This is a genomic window from Spirosoma sordidisoli (assembly GCF_004138325.1).
Lineage (GTDB): Bacteria > Bacteroidota > Bacteroidia > Cytophagales > Spirosomataceae > Spirosoma > Spirosoma sordidisoli.
In genome coordinates, this window is the sequence record NZ_SBLB01000012.1 from 13,931 (window position 1) to 35,065 (window position 21,135).

At 49.2% G+C, this 21,135-nt stretch carries 17 protein-coding genes; 8 read left to right on the top strand and 9 right to left on the bottom strand.

Annotation, left to right across the window (positions count from 1 at the left end):
- Position 1: 1 nt before the first annotated feature.
- Complete coding sequence (locus tag EQG79_RS27915) at positions 2-457, bottom strand: hypothetical protein (protein ID WP_129606061.1); 456 nt, start codon at positions 455-457, stop codon at positions 2-4.
- Between the two features lie 151 nt (positions 458-608).
- Positions 609-1,478 (bottom strand): hypothetical protein, encoded by an 870-nt coding sequence (locus tag EQG79_RS27920; RefSeq protein ID WP_240699476.1) that lies wholly within the window; start codon positions 1,476-1,478, stop codon positions 609-611.
- A gap of 648 nt (positions 1,479-2,126) precedes the next feature.
- Between EQG79_RS27920 and EQG79_RS27925 the strand changes: the two genes are divergently transcribed.
- Complete coding sequence (locus tag EQG79_RS27925; RefSeq protein ID WP_129606063.1) at positions 2,127-3,134, top strand: replication initiation protein; 1,008 nt, start codon at positions 2,127-2,129, stop codon at positions 3,132-3,134.
- Here the strand turns inward: EQG79_RS27925 and EQG79_RS27930 are convergent.
- Together EQG79_RS27930 and EQG79_RS27935 are read right to left on the bottom strand one after the other, a co-directional pair.
- Positions 3,104-4,318, bottom strand: coding sequence for a tyrosine-type recombinase/integrase (locus EQG79_RS27930; protein ID WP_129606065.1), 1,215 nt, complete (start codon positions 4,316-4,318; stop codon positions 3,104-3,106). The genes EQG79_RS27925 and EQG79_RS27930 overlap by 31 nt on opposite strands.
- A 42-nt stretch (positions 4,319-4,360) precedes the next feature.
- Positions 4,361-5,062, bottom strand: coding sequence for a hypothetical protein (locus EQG79_RS27935; protein ID WP_129606067.1), 702 nt, complete (start codon positions 5,060-5,062; stop codon positions 4,361-4,363).
- Positions 5,063-5,186: 124 nt separating this feature from the next.
- Between EQG79_RS27935 and EQG79_RS27940 the strand changes: the two genes are divergently transcribed.
- Both EQG79_RS27940 and EQG79_RS31240 read left to right on the top strand, forming a co-directional pair.
- The gene (locus tag EQG79_RS27940; protein ID WP_129606069.1) at positions 5,187-5,705 is read left to right on the top strand and encodes a hypothetical protein; all 519 of its coding nucleotides are present in this window, start codon (positions 5,187-5,189) and stop codon (positions 5,703-5,705) included.
- A 303-nt stretch (positions 5,706-6,008) separates the two neighbouring features.
- The gene (locus EQG79_RS31240) at positions 6,009-7,583 is read left to right on the top strand and encodes a competence protein CoiA family protein (protein WP_206445616.1); all 1,575 of its coding nucleotides are present in this window, start codon (positions 6,009-6,011) and stop codon (positions 7,581-7,583) included.
- A 12-nt stretch (positions 7,584-7,595) separates the two neighbouring features.
- Here EQG79_RS31240 and EQG79_RS27950 read toward each other — a convergent pair whose 3' ends face one another.
- The 5 genes from EQG79_RS27950 to EQG79_RS27970 all read right to left on the bottom strand — a co-directional run bounded on the left by EQG79_RS27950 (position 7,596) and on the right by EQG79_RS27970 (position 13,013).
- Positions 7,596-7,814 carry a helix-turn-helix domain-containing protein gene (locus EQG79_RS27950; protein ID WP_262708639.1) on the bottom strand — a complete coding sequence of 73 codons (219 nt, stop codon included), beginning with the start codon at positions 7,812-7,814 and terminating at the stop codon, positions 7,596-7,598.
- Positions 7,815-7,938: 124 nt separating this feature from the next.
- On the bottom strand, positions 7,939-10,299 hold the full coding sequence (locus tag EQG79_RS27955; protein WP_129606071.1) for a DUF5703 domain-containing protein: 2,361 nt from the start codon (positions 10,297-10,299) through the stop codon (positions 7,939-7,941).
- A 161-nt stretch (positions 10,300-10,460) separates the two neighbouring features.
- Entirely contained in the window at positions 10,461-10,859 is a 399-nt protein-coding gene (locus EQG79_RS27960; RefSeq protein WP_129606074.1) for a hypothetical protein, read from the bottom strand.
- A gap of 74 nt (positions 10,860-10,933) precedes the next feature.
- Positions 10,934-11,662, bottom strand: coding sequence for an RloB family protein (locus tag EQG79_RS27965; protein WP_129606076.1), 729 nt, complete (start codon positions 11,660-11,662; stop codon positions 10,934-10,936).
- Positions 11,652-13,013, bottom strand: coding sequence for an AAA family ATPase (locus EQG79_RS27970; RefSeq protein WP_129606078.1), 1,362 nt, complete (start codon positions 13,011-13,013; stop codon positions 11,652-11,654). Before EQG79_RS27970 ends, EQG79_RS27965 begins: the two co-directional genes overlap by 11 nt.
- Before the next feature lie 126 nt (positions 13,014-13,139).
- Between EQG79_RS27970 and EQG79_RS27975 the strand changes: the two genes are divergently transcribed.
- The 5 genes from EQG79_RS27975 (at position 13,140) to EQG79_RS27990 (ending at position 21,119) form a co-directional block, all read left to right on the top strand.
- A complete protein-coding gene (locus tag EQG79_RS27975; RefSeq protein WP_240699477.1) occupies positions 13,140-14,390 on the top strand; it encodes a site-specific DNA-methyltransferase in 1,251 nt (416 codons plus the stop codon).
- A gap of 82 nt (positions 14,391-14,472) precedes the next feature.
- A complete protein-coding gene (locus EQG79_RS31380; protein ID WP_240699478.1) occupies positions 14,473-14,784 on the top strand; it encodes a hypothetical protein in 312 nt (103 codons plus the stop codon).
- Between the two features lie 11 nt (positions 14,785-14,795).
- Entirely contained in the window at positions 14,796-17,573 is a 2,778-nt protein-coding gene (locus EQG79_RS27980; protein ID WP_129606080.1) for a DEAD/DEAH box helicase, read from the top strand.
- A gap of 43 nt (positions 17,574-17,616) precedes the next feature.
- Entirely contained in the window at positions 17,617-19,908 is a 2,292-nt protein-coding gene (locus EQG79_RS27985; protein ID WP_129606082.1) for an argonaute/piwi family protein, read from the top strand.
- Positions 19,905-21,119: a PD-(D/E)XK nuclease domain-containing protein gene (locus EQG79_RS27990; protein ID WP_165358968.1), complete on the top strand. Its 1,215-nt coding sequence runs from the start codon at positions 19,905-19,907 to the stop codon at positions 21,117-21,119. The genes EQG79_RS27985 and EQG79_RS27990 overlap by 4 nt, the downstream gene beginning before the upstream one ends.
- Positions 21,120-21,135 lie beyond the last annotated feature (16 nt).

Here is a 21,135-nt window from a genome sequence, read left to right on the forward strand (position 1 = left end):
CTTAATTAGCCCTCTTCACCTTAAGGAGATCGACGAGTAAAGTAGCCTTGGCTCCAATCTCCATATTTTTCCGACCAGGAGAAGCGGTAGCGCGAACCAATACCTGCTTCACATTCTGACCCTTATCAGGCGTTGCTTGGGTGTAAATGCTCCAAATGCGGTTTGGTCCTTCAATCCAGCTTGCTGAACTTTCTGCGCCTTCTATCGGAAATGCTTCCTGTAGGTCAAGACGGTGCCCAACATACGTGTATCCGTTAGGAATTGTTACCGTCTTTTCAACAATTACGGTTGGCCGTCCGTCCTTGTTTTCAGCGTAAATCGGAACGGTAATGGTTGAATCAGGTAGTGGGTGTCCTGATAAGAGTTGACCCGACTGGGTACTAAATGGATGCGTACTTAAAACGGTGGAAGCATAGATACTTGCTGCCACCACCAGTTCATAAACTGACGAAAGCATAACTCAATATTACGGGTTACTGATTGTCTATTAATTAGGTAGATTCGATAGTTTAACGTCTATCGAGTGTCAAATAGTGCGAATAATATTTAATTTTTTATCTGTTTTTAGATATTTCTGACTATCAGTGTGTTAGGCTCACTGACTTTTGTTAGTCAAACAACGTCGGCGTATTGGTAGGAATTGGTGTCGTCGCCGGTGAGACAATACCTTTTTCAAACGCCTCAAGAGAGTCCTCCGGCCTTGGTCGGGCATATAGTTGCTGCTTACCTGCCTGACTAACAATCGAAAAATTATTCAGGAAGTTTTCGATCTCCTTATGCTGATGCGGGTGTTCCCGATGAATCTCCCGGATGTCGATGAAAATGATGTTGTACCGGGGTTGCGTAATGACTCCCTGCTTATCCCGTTGCGAATTTAGTAGATGCTCCTGCCCGTTTTCATATTCTTGCTCCCCATTGGGTGATCGGTACTTATAATTCAGAGTTACGTAGTGATAATCACGTTGGTAGTTCGATACAGCTAAGTCATATTCATCAAGGTGCTCAAGTACCTGTTGCCAAGTTTGAATTTCTTGCTGCATAAATCCAACCTGTCCTTTTCCGTCCGACAGTGCGGCCCCTGACAACTGATCGACTTTGTTCAACAGGATCTCTCGTTTGACGATGAGTTCATTGATGTAGTTCGTAATCCGTACGATCTTGTCCTCTCTTGGTAGATCAGCGTTTTTCAATACCCAATACCGATGCTTTTTGAAAAACGTCAATCGGACAGCCGGCTTATCAAAATTCACCAACTTGATAGTCCGGCAATCAAAGTCTGCATAGTCAGCAAAGAGTGATTGAAGCCGACCATCGACAAAGTGGATGATACCAGTTCCATTCCATTCACCCTCAATGTCCCATTCATTACGATCAGGGTGCAACTTATCAACGACGTTCATTAGACGAGTCAGGCCCCGCAGTTTCAGAGCGTACTCTTCAGGGGCGTAGCTTTTGCGTTTGCGGGATGCCTTCTCCATTGTGAATGAATTTTAGCAAATATAATAAAATCGTCTAAGTTTCCTTTTAAAGGAAACTTAATATCCTTTTTACCAATCTATCCGTTGATTTTCTACTATTTTTTGATGGCTAATTTTAGCGTAACCTCTCAATGCCGCCTTCAAAATCAAAAGTTGTTTATTTTTTATTGTTCTGAGATTGATAATAGTAGGTGTGGATAAACGATTGCTAAACGGTTGATTATCAATGGTCAGCAATGTGGATAAGTACCCCTTCGGCAATAGATCAGAGTAGTTAGGCAATGGTTCAGAGTAGTTAGGCAATAAAAAAGAGTTAACATTTAGGCTTAAAGGCAAGGCATTAGAGTAACAGAGGCAATAATTTAGAGTAAGATGGGCAATGAATTAGAGTAGTTAGGCAATGGATCAGAGTAAATCATATAGTTGTTCGCCATCTCAAGGTGGATTATGAAGTCAGGCAATAAAAAAACGGCAAAAACCTTTAAAAATTTAAATATTGTGAATTAACCATAATATATTGATAATCAGTGAATTATAAATTCAAAGGCAAGAAATTTAAGTCATAAATGATGCTCTATCGACGTAAATTGAGCAAACATTGTCTTGGTGGCTTTGCTTTTAACTGACGAAACTAGGTACTTTAAGTGCATGAACGATGAACTGGTGATTCGTGAACCGCTCACGCTGCTATTAGGTCGGTCTGAGTTTTCTCTGTACGAGCGACGCCTTTATTGGAATATTTTGAAGGCACTCAAGGGTGAGCAGACGTTTGATGTTAAGTCATACCGGGTCGAGGATCGGCAGTTCCGCATTCACTACTCAGACGTGTTTGTCGGTGAAAATTCGCACGCGCAGACCAATGTCATCCTGAAAATCTTAGATAAAGTCACCTCGCGAAAAATCAAGATTTTTGATCAGGATAAGGGTAAATACACCTTCATCGTACCCATTCCTTATATTCACTACGAAGCGAACAAAGGGTATTTTGATATCAATATCAACTCGGTTGTGCTCCCGTTTTTTATTGACTTGAGCAAAGGTTACTCGCAGTATGAGTTGAGTGCGGCCGTATCGTTAAGCAGTGAATATTCACAAGTTCTCTTTCCACGGCTCACCCGTTTTATTGATACTGGTTTATGGCGCGTTGACGTGACAGAGCTGCGCGAGACCATGAACGCTCAGAAGTACGTCCGTTACTCCAACTTTAAGCAGATGGTCCTGTCGAACGCTGTAGCGGAGATCAATCGGAAAACGTATCTGGACGTTCAGATCGTTGAGCAGAAGGAGGGAAGGTCGGTTAAGTGGATTAACTTCATTATACGCCGTCAGGGTAACGCTAACCCTAAAGCTCGGTACTATGCGCTGGTCAATAACGACTTGCAGAAAGCCAGCGAACTTTCCCTTGCCGAAAAACAGAAGAAAGCCGCCGAGTTTTTGTACAACTATCAATTCACTGACAGCCAGAAGAAAACGATCGTACAAAATGAGCAGTACCTCAACGAGTTTTTGCGATTAGACAGCATGGTTACGCATGGGGCGGTCACGGTGGCCACGACACCCACCCGGTACATTGCGGGTATTCTCTTCAAGGATAAATCTGGCCCAAAATCAAAAAAACGGCCAAGTCAGACTGATCCAAGCATTTTTTCAAAGTAATCGCGCTCCGTTTTTTTCTTAATGTAGAATTGGGTCGTCTCAAAGAGTTCATGACGCAGATGCCGCTGCACCCAAACCGGTTCTACACCTTTGTCGATTAACAGTTGACCCGCCGTATGGCGCAGGCTGTGCGCCGACATGCCTTTCCGCTTCAAGTCAAGGGCTTTAAAGTATTTATCAACCCGGTAGCGAATCTGGGCTGTTTCCAGATCGGGGAAGAGGGCAGCCGAGGCAGGAGCCGTTAGGGGAAGGCTCTCCCCAGATTGGATATATTGCCGAAGGATAGCCGAGCAGCTATCAAAAAGCTTAATAGCTTTTTTGGTGCTCTTACCTTTCCCACGTACCTGTAGTAGTCCCTTGCTAAACTCAACATCACCCAGCGTCAGCCGAGTTACTTCGACGGTACGTAGGCCCTCTATCACCAATAGGGCCACGATGGCTTTGTCAGTCAGGTTATCAATACTAACCAGCAAGGCATCACGCTCGGCTTCATCGAGACTGTCCTTGTAAAAACCGCGTTCGATGGTCAGTCCCCGAATTAGGGCCACGTCGCGCAGGCCGTCTGCCTGCTCATCACTTAATCCAAGTCGAGTCCGGTGTTTGATGACCCATTCGGTTAACTGCTTGATGGTCGACAAATAAAAATTGACGGTAAACGCCGAGAGACCGCGTTGCTTTAAGTCATTGACGTACTGCCCAATCGTTTGTGCGCAGTACGTGGCGTGCCGACCTGCTTCTTGCCCCTCGAAAATATAGGTAAAGAATGCATTGAGGGCTTGGGTATAGTTTTCTTTCGATTTATCACCCCGGAGGTGTGTGGCATCGGCCAGATAACCTAGGATCAACTCGTTGGCTGCCGGTGGTACTCGCCGACGCTTAGGCGGATCAGGTACGACCGCTGGGCAACCCTGCGCTTGATAGAACAGAATAAACTTCTTAACCGGTGAAATCTGATTGCCTGCTTTGCCACCTGCATAGATACGTAGGCTGCCGCCGTCGAGCGGCAGTTTGTTCTCTAAGCAATACAGTACGAATTGCCGCGCCAATCGCGGATAGTTACCCGGCTTCTCCAGCCAAGCTGTAAATTGGTTGACGAGTTGGCTTACCGTCACTCGTCCGCCACCTGTTGCCTCAATGGCCGTTGCCGACGAAGTGCGGGCGGAAAGTGCTGTCGTTTTGGGCATAATGAGGTTGCTCGGCCCATGGCCTTAAACTACAGTCGGGTATTACTGTTTAGATTTGGCACTCTTAACACGTTTTCCAGCAGTGGACTTAGCTGCTTCAAGAGTTGCAACGCCCCCCTCCGCTTGCTTCTGGATCAAGTCCATCACCAGCGATTTGAACGAATCGAATTCACCACGGAACGAGGTTTCAATATCCAATTTGCGCTGCGTATCGGTCAGGCTTTCGTTGAGGTTTTTGAGTTCGGCCTCCAATGTAGTGATTGTTTCTGATCGCTGGGTGAGTGTGGTTTGAAGCGATTCGTTCTCAGCTTCTAAGTGCTGTTGGTAGCTCGCCATCTTCTGGACAGTCTGCTTAGCCTCGTCACGGTCTGCCTCGGTGTGCTGAAGCGTGCTGACTAACTGATCCAACTGCGTTTGCTTTTCGTTGAGTAGCGTTTGAGCATTACCATTCTCATTGGTCAGGTCATGCACCAATTTACCCACCATTAAGCCCAATTCCTTATAGGAATATGTGTGGATCGCCTGAGACGTACTAAACCGGGCTTGCGCAAGGGCTTGCTCATCGTCGTCCAGGACAATGAGTTGCAGGTTGTTCAGTTCGGGGTAATCACGCACCTTTAATTTGCCCGCTGACACGAGTTGGGAGATTCGACTCTCGCTGATCGTCTCGCCTTTCGTTTTTTGGAGGAAATCTACGTACTCCTTGCGGGTCAGCTCCTTCGATTTGTCAATAGTGAGTATCATCTTTGCTTGTAAAAATAAAGGCAAGGAAAACAATTAAACTGACATTTGCCAAATAGTAAAGTTTAATTTTGTAATTAAACTTTACATTATCAATTAAAATTTAATTAAGCATATGTTATCCTGCATGATAACGTATGAAATTGGCCAGCCTTATCCGCACAAGGGGTATCATCCAAAAAAGGGGGAAATCAAGGCAGTTATGGACCACTCGTTTTTTCATATCGTATACTACTGCACACAACCGGAGGCTGATGGGCCGAACTGGCAAAAAGGGCCACTGAGTTATGGATTGCATGTAAGCGAGGACATTCCCTGCTTTCTGGTCCACCTTACCGGCATCGGCTTGGCCTTTGAAGTGACCCTGAACGTACACACGTTGAACATTGACTTGGTAGATAGCTGGCTCAACAGTGACCGAACATTGGTGCCGATGCTACTTATGGATGCACACACCAACATAATCCGGGCCATACGGATGCTTTCCATACAGCCTACTATGGCCGCATCCCTGCGTGATTGCCTTGAACGGCAGGATGCCCGTTATGTCGACGCACTTGCCGTAGACCGGGCGACAGACGACTTACTCAACAGTCTGAACACTCGGCAACTGTTGCAGCTAACAATAATGTATCGCGCTTCATAAGCTTATATACCACGATCTGTATGGTCTGCCGTTATCAGTTACTACCTATCTTGTCCAACATTGTCGATCAGTTGTACATAATCCCCCCAGTTAACTGCGCTTCCAAATCACTTATCCATATTATTAGGTAGTGAGGCCAATGAGTAGTTGCCAATTCCAAGTGGTAGCTACTGACTAATCTATCTGTTGCCACTATTCGGATTTGGTAGAAATAACCTACACGGAATTCCAAACCTCCCCATAAGTGTATCAAAAAAAGGTTGACAGGGCCATCATTTCGATTTATCTTGTATCAAAAAAAAGATGCATAACTCCGATGCCGGACTGTATCAAGCCTGGTTGCAGGTAGGTCTCAACCGGCAGGAGCAGTTGATTCACATCAGCGAGTCGCCACGCGGGGAGGCTTGTGCGTTGGTGTGTCCTCACTGTCATGGGCCTTTGACGGCCAAAAAAGGCCGCATCAAAGTGCATCACTACGCGCACCTGGCGAATAGTTGTCGGCCCCTGATTCCCCACTTCGATTTCTGGGCAACGAACGTCGATGAGACGAGTTGGCCGCTGGATGAGTTTGCCCAGCGTCATGCCCAGCAGCTTTTGGCCGAACAACAACGGCTGAACGAGCAACTCACGAAACTCCAAACCAACTGGCAGACCATTAAAGACTTAATGGCTGAGTTACTCGACATCCTCGATGACGTGTCCCAACCTTACAAAACCGGAACCCGACCGGTAAACCGGCAGGTTAATCAGGAGGTGTTGACCACCGTGCAGGCGTTTTTGGAAAGTCCTTCTTCCGACCGAGGGCCGGTACCTCCCCTATACAAGGTGCGCCACAGCCAGTTTAGTAGCTATTGGCATTTGGATCTAAAGCCCAGGAAATGGGGACGTGTTTCGGAATGGGGCTATTCAGTTTCTCCGGGTCAGCTCTGGCAGGAAGAGCTATCTGGTACGGCATACCTGATCCCGTCGAAGCTGCGTAAACACTACGACGCCCTGATCAGCTATCACCGCACGTATAATGAACTGGCCGATCTGACGACAGAGCATGATGCGTTTGAACGAACGCTGACGCGGTTCGTAACCTTCAACTTCTATTTCCTACGTATTGACCTGCCTTCAGGTACGTTGTACAAGTCCGGCGTAACCAGTCGTCCGCTACCAGAGCGAGTAACCGAAATTGAGCGCGACCTGCGCCCGCTGGGACCGGTCATTATCGAGCCGCTAGCTCTTGTTAAACAGGTCGGGTATCTGGAAGCCTATTTTAAGCGAAAGTATGTAGCCTACCAGCACCCATTGAACACAGCAGGCGGGCCGCTAACGGAATATTTTGACTTACCACCGGATGAAGTAAGGGCGATTGTAACCGCCTTGCAATCGTTGATGCGAGACGATGCTACCCCAGCCGAACCAACGACTCGATCCGAACGAGTACGGGCAGGTATGCGCCGGGCACAGGAAGCTGGCAAGACGTTGGGGCGACCCAAAGCACCCGAACGTACCGATGCCTTTTTGCAAAAGGCAAAATCGCAGATTGTCGTGCAGCTTTTACAGGCTGGTCATTCACTGCGCGAGATCGAACGACAAACCAGTTTTTCGATAAACACCATTCGCAAAGTCAACGAGACACTGAAACCACCAACGTATCATTTAGCCGACTTAATACGCGCGAAGCGAGCCAAACGAGGTGTCAGTGCGGTGGCGGATGAAGTAAACAGCCATGTTCTCAACGGAGTAGCGAAACCCAGTACAATCCTTAGTGCTGAAAATGGCTACCAACCGACTCCTGATCTGCTAATGGCTTTGTGTCAATGGCTTCAGGTAGATGCCTCACAGCTCAAACCATTCAGGAAACGGGTGGTGGCCAAACGATCTGTTTAAGCGAAACCTAAACTAACTGTCGAGATATGTAATTTGGTACAACTCTTGCGCAAACACCCGCATACCCGGATAATTCTGGCGGAACTCGCGGGGAGTGCAGCCGTGCTTGCTGCGGAACACACGATTGAAATACAAAATACTGTTAAACCCGCATATATAGGCTACCTCCGTGATGGTATAGGTCATATTAATCAGCAAGCGTGAGACTTGCTCCAGACGGATTTCATCCAAGCCTTTGATATTGGTACCTAGCTGGCAGTTTATTCAATGCCATATTCTTGACCAGAAGTGAGCCATAACCAACACTCTTAGATTGAGCGTTGTGTTGCGGCTCATCCACCGGATTGCTTATACCTTATTTGTTGGGTAAGACAACATCTTTCGCCCGCTCTGCCGGACTAACGCGCAACTGCTCAATCTTGCCCCCTACGACCCGGCCTTCAACGACTGTTTGGTAGGGGGCGTGCAGTTTGAACGTGACGTTCCAGTTGCGGGGCCAGGCGGGTAGCAGTCGGATAGTTCTGCCGTCGGTCTGCATCAGCATCTCCTGCAAGCCGATCATGCCCGACCCACCCCAGTTATGATCGGGTGTCCAGTCGAAGCCCGGCCCCCAGAAAGCAGGGAAACGCCGCCCCGAATTTTGCAGTTTGAGCGTCGTCAGCCGGGCGGCCTCGTCGGTCAGGCCGAGCCGGGCGCAGAAGATGTTGTCCTGCTTCCAGCCTATATAATCCTTGACTTTGGCGGCTTCGGTATCGTACCGCCACGTATTCAAAGCCAAATCAAAGTCGGGTTTGCCCAGCCCGTAGAGGTTGTAAGGAAATAGGGGGTATAACTGCGGAATCTCCGTGTTGTTAATTCGATCCCACGTCACGGCGGGGGCAATGGTTGCACGGCCTTGCATCACCCGCGTCGGGATGGGCGGGATACGGGTAAGCATGGCCTGAAAGCGTGTTCGCTTGTCGGCGGGCAAGTACCGGTTGGGCAATTCTAGTAGCCGGGTCAGCACCGCCCGAAGGCCCGCCACCGTCGTAACGGCGTTGTAGGCTGTTTTGTAGGTCTCGGCGGCACTGCCCGGATAAAGCACCAGGTGGCCCTGCTCATCGAGGGGTTTGGGACTACGTCGAAGCTGTTCCTGCTGGTAGTGTTCATCGAAAAACGTCAGGCTGCTTTCAATCAGAGGCAGGTACGTACTGACATCCTGCCCGGTGAATCGCTCTGCGTCGAGAATCATCAGGCAAAACTCCAGCACCGTGTCCCAGGTGTAGGCCACCCAGTTGTTGTATTCAACTCCTTTATCATACGTACTCGACCGTGTGGTGTTGAAAATGTGCTGATTCGCTAAGTATTCGAACGCTTGGGGCAACCCGAAATTTTCGAGTTGCTCGGTAAAACAGGCCCCGCCGTGTCCCCAGTAAAAGCGGCTCCGTCGTTCAGCATTGGGTAGTGCCTGCTGGTAAAACTCAAACTGCGGCTTCATCAGGTCCACATCACCACTTTTTAGCAGGGGCCAGTACACCAGCCGCTGGTTCTGGGCCGTGAACGTACCGCCACCCCACAGCCGAAAATCGGGCGAAAAGGCCAGATCGGGATTCACAAACACCGGGTCGTAGGTAAACAGGCCCCCGTTGAACTTGGTCGGGTACGTGCCGAAGGCGTTACAGCCGAGCAGGTAGCGAAACAACTGGTAGTTACGGCCCACCTGCCAAGGGGCCGCGCTGCTATCGGGCTGGTCGGGCTGGATGTAGATGTAGCTGCGTTCCCAGAACTGCCCCCACCACTGTCGGCTGCGTACCTGAGCAGTGTTGAGAGCTTCGTCGGCCTCGCTGATGGCCCCATTAAGAGCCTGCTGCCAGGCCCCAACGCTGGCCGATTGTGCCTGATGCAGCACCAGCGTAACCTGAGCGGTACGGACCGGCTTGCGGCTCTTCAGGCTCCAGGCGGTGAACGGGGTGTTCTGGTACGTACCCTGTGTCATTCCGGCGGGTTGCATACCTGTACCCCGCAGCTCACCCCCGAAGGTCAGATTACGCAGGGGGTTCCACAGGCTGTCTTTTACCGAGGCCATGCCCTGCTGACGCACTGTGTAATCAAACACGGTCGAATCCTGGTTACGGTGGTAAAAGCGAACGCTCTTATCCGTAAACGCGACCTCATCGCGTCGTTGTACCACCGGCAGATTGGGCAGCGTTTTGTAAGACGTTGTTGGCCCTTCTTTGGTCATTAACAGGTGGTCCTGGGTACGCCAGTTCTCGTAACGTACCTGCGCGGTTACCGGATGACGGCTGCTCAAATCAACACGCACGACGGGCCGGAACACGTCTACCCAAACGTTGATACGTACCTGTTGCGTCCCCCGCCCGCCCGTCACGCTCACGTATCCCTCCCGGAGGTGCAGTTCCTGCCGAAACGTGGTTGAACTACTGAACGGATTTGGGCTGAGTGTCAGCCGTAGCCGCCCTAGTTTAGGCATGGCGTTGTTTTCATCGAACGTACCGCTCCGTGACACGTACAGCAACAGATCGCCCCCTTCCACCCAGACGTTGAGGCCCACATCCCCTCCGCCACAGGGCATCGACTCCCCAGAATGGCGGCTGGGTGTCGTCCAAACGACGTTATAATCGCGTAAAGGTTGGGCCTGAGCTGTCCAGAATACGGTTAAAAACGGCATTCCTGCTAACAAAAACAGATAGCGATCAATCAGAGAATAGTTGAGCATGGCATAGCGTACAGTTTCATAGAATAAGCACTTAAGTACGTCGGCCAGTGAATCCAACAGACAGCAGTGCCTCCAGGCCGGGGCCAACGCGTACCTGACCAAACCCACTATAATACCAGATCTAACCAACTTAGTACGTGGCGTGGCTCAACAGTGGTTAGCTACTGATCAAGTGCCGGAAAGACGGGTAATTGGCCCACCCGTTTCCGAAGATCATCATATTCACTCGGAGAAATTTTTCCTGAGTGCAGCAGGACATGCATTACCTCCCGTACTGTCTCGACACACTGCCCTTTCTTGATAAAGACCTGCTCTTCATGCTTGTATTGTTTCCATTGCCGCCAGGAACCAACGCCAAAAGCTACGGCAATGACCAAGCTAAATAGAGTCTTTACCCACAAAGCCAAGAGCAGAAAGGCTACTGTGACGACAATCATTATCACTGATACGGCTACCAATCTAATCCAAAAATTATACTGATAAATCAACTCGGTTTTAGCCTTCTCGCATCCGGTCAGGCATCGGTCGCACCATTCATAATCGATTTTGGATGTCGCCACGTTCCTAAATTTTAATCAGGCGGAGAGGTAGCCCCATTTTTGTGAAATAAGCCATGAGTATTGCAATTGACGCGCTACTCTCTGTCGCCCATAATTTCCTTTACCACCCGAAACACTGTGGTAGATGACTCCTCAATAGCCGGGCTACGGTGGTCGTACTGGTCAAACACCCGCTCGGCGCGGGTAATGGCTTGATCAATGCGTCGGCGACGGGTTTGCGGGTCAATGGCCAGCATCAGATCGAAGAAGTTGGTGTTGATACGTTTGCTTTTACGGCCCTCATACTGCACACCATACGGTGCCAGGCACTCATTGAGTCGAGCATCATACTGTTGGCGGTGCATGGCTCCGCCCTGATGATCCAAGAAATGGAGTAGCAGCCAGTATTCAAACGATTGATTGGAATAGGCCACCCGTCCGTCACCAAACAGATGTTGAGCTAGCCGCACCGCTTCGTTAAAATCTTCAGCATCAAAGTCGTCTCTGTCGAAAACGCACCAGACTTGATCGTACTCGCTGCCCTTCAGCCGTTCTTCATCCCGAATCTGTTCGGCCCGACGTACCAGTGACAACGTGTTATACCCGGTGCCCACAGTACGTACCTGCACGTTGGGCATCTGGAATTGCCGGAAGTAGCTCACTTCCGTGTTGACACCTTCCGTCACGACTAATAGTCGAATGAACTCCGTAGCCGTTGGGTCCGCCCGATCAATAGCAAGGGCAGCGGCTCGTTTTGCCCGTTTAGCAGCCCGTTTTTCGTCGCGTTCCTCAGCCTCGCGGATGCTTTTCTGCCTACTCTTCATCGGCGACAGGTTGCAGTGTTTGGCTCACGGTTTCGTCATAGTCGTTCAGATACGGCACCGCCCCGAAGCGGCCTTGCAGATACTTCTCGCGGTAGTCGTCACCTTTGCGGACGGTGTCGGTTTTGAAATCCGACAGTGCATAAAGCGACGAAGCCCCGTACCGGTCTTTGCTGACAAACCAGATCTGATCGCGCCGAAGCAGTGGACGCGTTGGTCCACCCGCACTGAGCAGGTTGCTGTCGTGAGTGTTGAAAATCAACTGGGCGTTGTGCGGGTTGGTCTCCGGCGAATGAAACAGGCCGACAATTTTACGAACCAGGTTGGGGTGTAGCTTCGATTCCAGTTCGTCCACCACCAACGTATCGCCTTGTTGCAGCGTCTCCAGAATGGGGCCGGACAGGGCGAAATATTTCTGCGTACCCGACGATTCATCGTCCATGTCGAACTCGACCGTACCCAGCGGGTTGCCGTCGGAGTCGTAGCGTCGGTGCAGGGTTTTGGTACCGCCCAGAATAACCCCGTCTTTTTCCGTCAGGGCTTCAGCCAGTCGTTCGCGCAGGCTCGACGGTAGGTTGCCCGGCAGGTCGCTTTCGTGCTCGATGGGCTGTACGCGCACGTCGGCTATGCCCAGATCAGCCCCGGCCAGGAAATTCATGACTGCCGATTTGCCCTCGGTGTGCATAACGCGGCTGACAGTAAAACCTTCGTACCCTTCTTCCTGTAAGCCTGAAATGACGTTCAACTTGGCCAGCCAGGCAAACACGCGCCGGGCAAGCGGATCATTGAACTGAGCCGCTACCGACAGCATCAGCGCGTTGGGCCGGATCATATCGTCTTTGGCCAGCCGCAGGCCCGTTTTGAACTGCCGGGGATTGATCACGTCGAACGTTTGCTCGTCGCGGTAGAACACTTCGATCTCTTTGGTCTTCGGGCGGTGATAGAGCCACTCCGACACTACTTTCTCAGTCGTTACCTCGAAGCCATACCGGAACAGCTCACCCTCGTGCAGAAACACCAGCTCAAACTCTGACGGGGCCTGCTCCACCTCCGGGTTGAGCCGAAACGGGACCGTCGGAATCTTATCGTTCAACTGCGTACCGCCCGACGAGCGGAGCATGAAGTGCCGCATGAAGCTCAATGCCTCAACCAGCTTGCTCTTGCCGGAGGCATTGGCCCCGTAGATCGCTACGCTTTTCAGCAGTCGGAACGGTCCGCTATCCCGGTCGAGGGCAGGTACGTTCACCCAATGCGTTTCCGTAGATGGGTCTTTGTCGTAACGCGAAGCCACCAGCGACAGCTTGGCTTCATCGCGGAAGGATTTATAATTCTTGACCGAGAATTGAACGAGCATGATAAAATACGGATGACTTTTGCACAAATAACGCAAAAACTATTTTTATTATTCCAATATGATATCCATCACGCTGACGGTTGTAGCTAAAATTGCTATTTTTGATTTTCCGTTTTACGTATTCGTATGCCCACGCTGAATTGGATTGGCAAAGACAAAGTCATCAATCACCACCTCGACGTACCGTTTCGGACGCTCGACGCGCAGTACACCTTTCACGCCGGACCACGTCAGGCCGAAGAGTCTGCCGGTACGTCTCTTTCCGATAATCTGATTATTCACGGCGACAATCTCGAAGCTCTGAAAGCCCTGCTACCGCGCTACGAAGGGCAGGTGAAGTGCATCTATATCGACCCCCCTTACAACACAGGCAATGAGGGCTGGGTCTACAACGACAATGTCAGCGATCCCAAAATCAAACGGTGGCTGAACAGCGTAGTGGGTAAAGAAGGCGAAGACCTCAGCCGCCATGACAAATGGCTGTGCATGATGTATCCCCGGCTGAAGCTATTGCACAAATTGCTGTCTGAAGATGGAGTCATTTTTATCTCAATTGACGATAATGAACAGGCCAGTCTGAAGTTGATGATGGATGAAATCTTTGGCGTAGGAAATTTTGTGGTCACTATCGTTTGGCAAAAAAGAACATCACCTGATGCCAGAAAGAAGATAAGCTCAGGTCACGAATATTTGATGGCCTATCAAAAAAATGCGACTACGTACCGTGACGTATTTAATTTGTTAGAATTGAGTGACGAAGACAGGAAAAAATTTAAGAACCCAGATAATGATCCTAGAGGTGCTTGGGTTTCAACAGATTGCACAGCTCAGGCGGGGCATGGGACTAAGAGCCAGTTTTACTCTCTGACGACTCCATCTGGCAGAGTGATTGACCTACCGGATGGTCTTTGCTGGCGGTTCACGGAAGAAAGAATGAAAGAAGAAATAGAGGCAGGTAGGATATGGTTTGGGCAAGACGGGAAAGGAGTTCCGAGGAAGAAAACGTATCTATCTGAAAGACACGGAAAGAATTTATGGTCGTGGTGGGATAATAAAGAGGTTGGCCACACTCAAGAAGCAACCAAAGAAATCAAGTCAATTTTTAATAATAGCGGAGTCTTTGACTATCCAAAACCACTTAGACTAATCAGTAGAGTATTGCAAATCGCTACTGATAAAGACTCCATTGTCCTCGACTCGTTCGCGGGTTCCGGCACTACGGCTCATGCGGTCGAAAATCTGAATCGGCAGGACGGGGGCAGGCGCAGATTTATCCTGGTGGAGATGGAAAACTACGCCGAAACGATTACGGCAGAGCGCGTAAAACGGGTGATGAAAAGTAACTTTACCCCCCCCCTCGCAGTTACAAATAACTGATAATCAGGCATATAATAGTAACTTTACGTACTATACATTAGGCGAGCGGCTGTTCGACGACGAGGGCAATTTGAACCCGGCGGTGAGCATCGACAAGATCCGGGAATACATCTGGTTTACCGAAACCCGGACCACGTACTCAAACGCCCAACTCATATCCTCAGCGCAGTCCGAAACCGGTACGTACCACTTAGGTACGTATGGCGGCACGGCCTATTATTTCTGCTACGTACCCGACGAACAGACAACACTCGATTTTGCCCTGCTGGGCCACGTTCAGGAGCAGGCGGAGCAGTACATCATCTACGCCGATGTCTGCACGTTGCCGGATACCTTTTTGCAGCAACACCACATCATCTTCAAAAAGATTCCGCGCGACATCGCCCGCCTGTAACCACCCACGTCATGGAACTCAAACCCTATCAACAGCAGGTTATTGCCGACCTCAGCCTGTTTTTGGACTACCTGATCCGGGTATCCGACATCCGCCATTCGTTCCAAGACTACTGGACCGACCGGGGTTTCCGACCGATGACGGGCCATACCATTGAACCCTACAAAAACAACGTTCGCGACGCGAAGGGCCTGCCCGTTCCGCACGTGTGCGTGAAGGTGCCCACGGCGGGTGGCAAAACGTTTATTGCCTGCAACGCCCTCCAACCCATTTTCGGACTCATCTCGCCCAACGACGGCCCACCCGACGTACCTAAAGCCGTTGTCTGGCTGGTGCCGTCAATTTCTATTCTCGACCAGACCATCAAGAATCTGCGCGATTCGAACCACCCGTACCGGCAGAAACTAAATGCCCATTTCAACCACCGCGTCGAGGTGTTCGACAAAGCCGCCTTGCTGGCCGGATCGGGGTTCAACGCGACCGCCGTGCAGGGGCAACTGAGTATCATCGTGATGAGCTTCGATTCGCTTCGGGCCAGGAATAAAGAGGACCGCAAGCTGTTTCAGGAAAACGGCAACAACCTCAGTTTCGTGGCCGGGACTGCCGCAGCCAACCGGGAGCAACCCGACCACGTACTGGAAGGCACGGACGAAACGGCGGTGATCAACGTCATCCGGTCGTTGCAGCCGGTGTTGGTGGTCGATGAAAGCCACAACGCTGAAAGCGAGTTGAGCGTGGAGATGCTGGCCAACCTGAATCCCAGTTTTATTCTGGACCTGACGGCCACCCCGCGCCGGAACAGCAACATCATCAGCTTCGTGGATGCGCTCGCTCTTAAGGGCGAAAATATGGTGAAGCTGCCGGTGATTGTCTATAACCAGAAAGACAAAATCGATGTCATCAACGCGGCTCTGGAACTCCAGCGCAAACTGGAGGTTCAAGCACGGGCCGAGCAAGAGCAAGTGGGTGGGCGGCTAATCCGTCCCATCGTGCTATTTCAGGCGCAATCGCAAACAGCAGCAGACAACCACACCTTCCAGCGGATTAAGGATATTTTAGTCAAAGCAGGCATCCCCTCGGCTCAGATAAAGATCAAAACCGCGTCGGTTGACGAATTGAAAGGGGTTGACCTGATGGCCGATGACTGCCCCGTGCGCTACATCATCACCGTCAATGCGCTCAAGGAAGGCTGGGACTGTCCCTACGCCTATATTCTAGCTTCGCTTGCCGACCGTTCATCGGCGGTGGATGTCGAGCAGATCTTGGGGCGGGTACTGCGTCAGCCATACGTTCGGCAGCACCAATCGCCCCTATTGAACCTGAGCTACGTACTGACGGCCTCATCCAAGTTTCGCGAAACCCTGCAACACGTCGTCAACGGCCTAAACAAAGCCGGCTTCAGCAGTAAAGATTACCGGGTCGTCTCCGATGAGGTAAAGCCAACCACGCCACCTATGCCGGACGGACCTAATCCGTTGGCGGCTCTGTTCGACCCCAAGCTAACCAATCCAGCTACGGACCAGCCTGCACCAACGGCCACCGAGGACATCGACCCCGACCAGATAACGTACCCACCCCAAACCGCAGCCAGTGAGGCAACGAAGGGTTCAGTCTCCGCTAATCCGGTTCACTCGCCAGCCGGGAGCGGTGCCGGTGGTAGGTCGGACGTACCGCCTGGCGTAGTCGATTCACCCGTCATACAGGACATTCAACGGCAGGCTGAGGAAGAAGCCAAAGCCTTTGAACAACAGCTTGCAGATATGAAAATCAACGGGCAGGAACCCGACGACGCACAGCAGTCGGTAGGCCGGTACGCCATGCGCGATCATTTTAGCGAACAGGCCAAAGCCATTCGGCTGCCTCAATTTTATATGCGGGTGCCAACGGGCTTATTCAGCACCGACGGCGAAGAGCGGTTAGACCGGACGCACCTGTTGGGCGGGTTTCCGCTAGGCAAACAAAGCACCGACATCAACTTCGACAACGTGCAGGCTGACCTTTACAAGGTCGATCTGGAGCAAACTGAAAAAGGCCAATACACCCCCGCCATTGCCCGGATCGACGGGAAGACCAAAGAAGCCCTGCTGAATAACATCCTGGCGCAGCAAAGCCGCGACACGCAACTCAACAGCATGACGGGCCGCCTGATGCGCTTACTCGGCGACTTCCGGCCCATCTCCGATGCCGACGTGCGTAAGTACGTTAAGCGTATCCTCGACGAGATGGGCGAAGAGCAGTTCCGTGATCTGATTACTCACGAACACACCTACGCCGAACGGATCAAACGCCATATCACGACGCTGACCACTGACTTTGCCGCCGAACGATTCCGCAAGCTACTCGACACCGACGAGGTGTTTGTAAAACCGGCTTACTCATTGCCTGCCACCAAAGCCCCGAAAGAAACGGCCAAGGATATCACCAAGTCGCTCTACAGCAAGGAGGAGCGCATGAATGGTTTCGAGGAGCGGGTCATTCTGGAAGTGGCAAATTTAGAAAACGTCGCCTTCTGGACGCGCAACGGCGAGCGGGGCCGTGGCTACTGGCTCAATGGCTACCTCAACCACTACCCCGACTTCATCGTCGTCACAAAGCGTGGCAAAATCGTCCTGCTGGAAACCAAAGGCGACGACCGCGACAACTCCGACAGCGAAGCCAAGCGCAAGCTGGGAGACTACTGGCGGCAGAAAGCCGGCGAAACGTACCGCTACTTTATGGTCTTCGAGAAAAAGGAGTTTGAGGGTACGTACACACTGGACGAGTTTTTAGGCGTGATGCGGGCGTTGTAAACCTTTTAGGTATATTGGCGTATCATTAACAAATTAGTTTTTAATGGCAATTACCTTAAACGTTGCTCCCATCAGTTTTAACGATGCGAGTATTGATATTGAAGAATTTCGGTATTCAGAGGACAGATTTAATCAGTTGCATAATGAGTATCGCACAACACACCTTATTCAACGTAGCGAGGACCGAATACAGGCTATTCCTATTCGCAAAGATGCTAAGACCGCAGGGGGTCGCAAAGGCAGTCTAATACTTTCCGAAAATTTAAATGTTGTGGCTTCGTTAGCGAATGAGGCTTTATATCGTCGATTGCTTGAGCGTTCTTGCTGGATAACGGGAAAAAAGCCTATTACCTATTTGGTGAGTGGTCGAAATTTAATTGAAGACTGTTTACCAGAAGGAACCTCTCTTAGAAAGGGATTGAGCATGTTTGCTCGTTGGGAAATAGACTTTCGTATTCAAAATCCTACTGGTGAAAACCCATACGTTGCTTTAAGCATCAATGTTGGTACAGCCCCTCGTATTTCATATAGTTGTGATAAGCTACTCCAATTTGGCGTTCCGCTAACTGGTTATTATGTAGGTCGAGCTAATTTGGGACGCAATCCCGAATTGAAGCCTCGTTTTACAACCGTCGGAAAAGTAACAGGAATCGAAGACGGTGATCTGTTACAACTAGATGATCTTCGTCCAGGAGAAGATTCACCTTCACTAGCATCAAAACTATATCTTGAGCCGAGAGAGGATGTATTAGCTCACTGTATTAAACATATTTACGGAGAACACGCATTAGGAATTCTTGAAAGGCTTGATAAGCGTGTTTCTGCTTTTCATACAGGCCCAGAAAAACTCAAACGTCTTGCAAGTGCACTTGAGTCTTTTCAAGCATTTTCTTTAGAATTGATCGAAGGAATTCCTTTCACAATCGATCAGTTTTTAACAAATGACATTAATAATGACGATTTGACAACTATAGGCATGGCAGATAAACCTACGTTTGTATTTGCCTACGGCGGTCAAAAAGTCAGCTTGTATAATGATAATGGTTTACAAAAATATGGGCCCTATTCCCGCGAAGGATTTTCACCTTCTCGTCCCCGCATTTGCGTTATCTGCCAAGCTTCCAAAAAGGGGCAGGTGGAGCAAATAGTTAAAAAATTTCTTGACGGTATCCCTCCTGTCGAATACGCAGCAGGCAGATCGTTTGAATATACTGGCTTAAAAGCTAAATACCATTTATTGGGTTGCCACATTGAATTTTTCACGACAACAGATGACTCTGTTGAAGCTTACAATCGGACTACCAGTGACGCTTTGAGAATACATGGTACAGGACAAGGTGCTTGGAACTTAGCATTGATTCAGATTGATCGGTCATTCCGTGATCGGACCGATCACAACAATCCATATCTGACTACAAAAGCTCGATTGATTGGTCAGCAGGTTCCTGTACAAGAATTTACGCTTGAAGCCCTTGGATTGCCAGACAAGCGAGTAGTTTGGACCTTAAACAATATGAGTTTAGCTACTTATGCCAAACTGAACGGCGTTCCTTGGCTTTTGAAAGCTGATCGCCCTATTGCTCACGAGGTTGTTTTCGGCATTGGTTCTGCTACAATAAAGGAGGGTCGATACGGTGGTGGAGAGAGGATGATTGGTGTAACAACTGTTTTCACCGGCGACGGCAATTATTTTGTCTCAAACGTCTCATCTGCTGTACCTGAAGAAGATTACTTTGAAACGCTTCTTGATAGTTTACGCACAACTATGCAGAACGTTAAACATGACTTAAACTGGCAACCACGAGATACCGTCCGGCTAATATTCCATGCTTTTAAAGTATTTAAGAATGCGGAGGCTGAAGCTGTTAAGCAGGTGATGAGTGAATTAGGTGATTATAACGTTGAATTTGCCTTCGTACATGTAGCTCAAGACCACCCATTCTTACTTTTTGATAAATCAAAAAAAGATGGAATTGGCTACTATAAAAAAGGTAGATTGTCGCCGGAACGCGGTCAGTATGTTCAACTCACAAGAAGAATCATGCTTGTTATGCTTACTGGAGGGGCTGAACTCAAGCAACCAACTGATGGTTTACCAACTCCTGTTCAACTTATTTTACACAAAGATTCTACTTTTAAAGACCTAACTTATTTGGCCAAACAAGTGGTAAATTTTGCGGCTCATTCGTGGCGAAGTTTTCAACCAGCTCCAATGCCAGTAACTGTTTTCTATTCTCAATTAGTAGCTCAAATGCTTGGACAGCTTTCGAGTGTTCCGCAGTGGAACCCTGATGCTATATTGAATCGAATCGGTACAACTCGCTGGTTTTTATGAGCCCGAATAATAACCCTTTCCTAAACGACATACGTCGAACGTTGCTTACTGAAATAACTAAAGTAGATAATAGTTGTCTAGAGGCCACTTTTATCGCTTGGGTATGTCCAACGTTAAGAAACACAGTAAACGCTCAATTACCTGCTGATTGGTCGTCCTTGGATTACCATCATGTGGCACAGCTTGGGTTTATGGCTCAAATGTACCCCGATATCTTGTCAGATCGGTACAATGATTTAGCAGGTGGCCTCACAAGAATGTTAGGACGTACCTCGATAGTAATGGGTGGTTCTCGCGCTCCGTTCGCTACGGACGTTATAGCTTTAATTGGTTTAGCTACTGGTGCGAAAGTAATTGGTGGTAGTGTTCTGGCTAGTATGACGGAATGGCTTATCAGTTTTATTCAAGATACTTGCAAAGACTTAGTTAGCTGGAAACGTTGTATAGCATGTGCAACTATTCAGATGCTTTCACCAAACCATGTATGTTCAATAGTTCCAATTGGAGATAACTCAGTGGTTGGTATTGCCTTAAATCAAATTGGGATGGGGCAGATTTTTGAGGAAATAGATGATCAAACTGTCTATAATAACTTACTCAAAGATGTTATTGAAGAAACGGAGCAAGATCCTTGTTTGGCAGCGTTACGATACAGAGCTCTATATTATATTTTAGATTCCTCTCCAACTATTTCACTAAATAAACCGTCTGTCGCCGATTTAATACATTTTCTCGAGCGTATTCCTGCTGCTTTCAGACGCTGGACATGGGAAGAAAAACCGAGGACCTCTACTTGTACAATTCAAAATTGGGACATCCAAAACGAATATCACGTTCAGAATCTCCTTTATTTATTACTATCACCAGTTTTTAGAGATTTAGAGGATGAGTTTTATTTAGAACCTATTGGACAAAAGAATGCTCGTGCCGATCTGGGCATTCCTTCCTTATCACTAATTATTGAAGTAAAGTTCTTAAGAAGTACAGTTAGGTTTGCGGATATGATAGAGGAGATTGCGGCTGATAATAGTTTGTACTTTGCATCTAATAGCGAGTACGTAAACCGCTATCAACATCTGTTAGCATTCGTGTGGGATGACTCACGTCGGGATACCGAACATGATGTTTTCAAACGTGGTGTTAGCCGCCTAAATCGTGTTGTTGGCTCAATCGTCATATCACGCCCCGGCAATATGCAACAGCGGCCTTGAATGCATTTTCAAAATT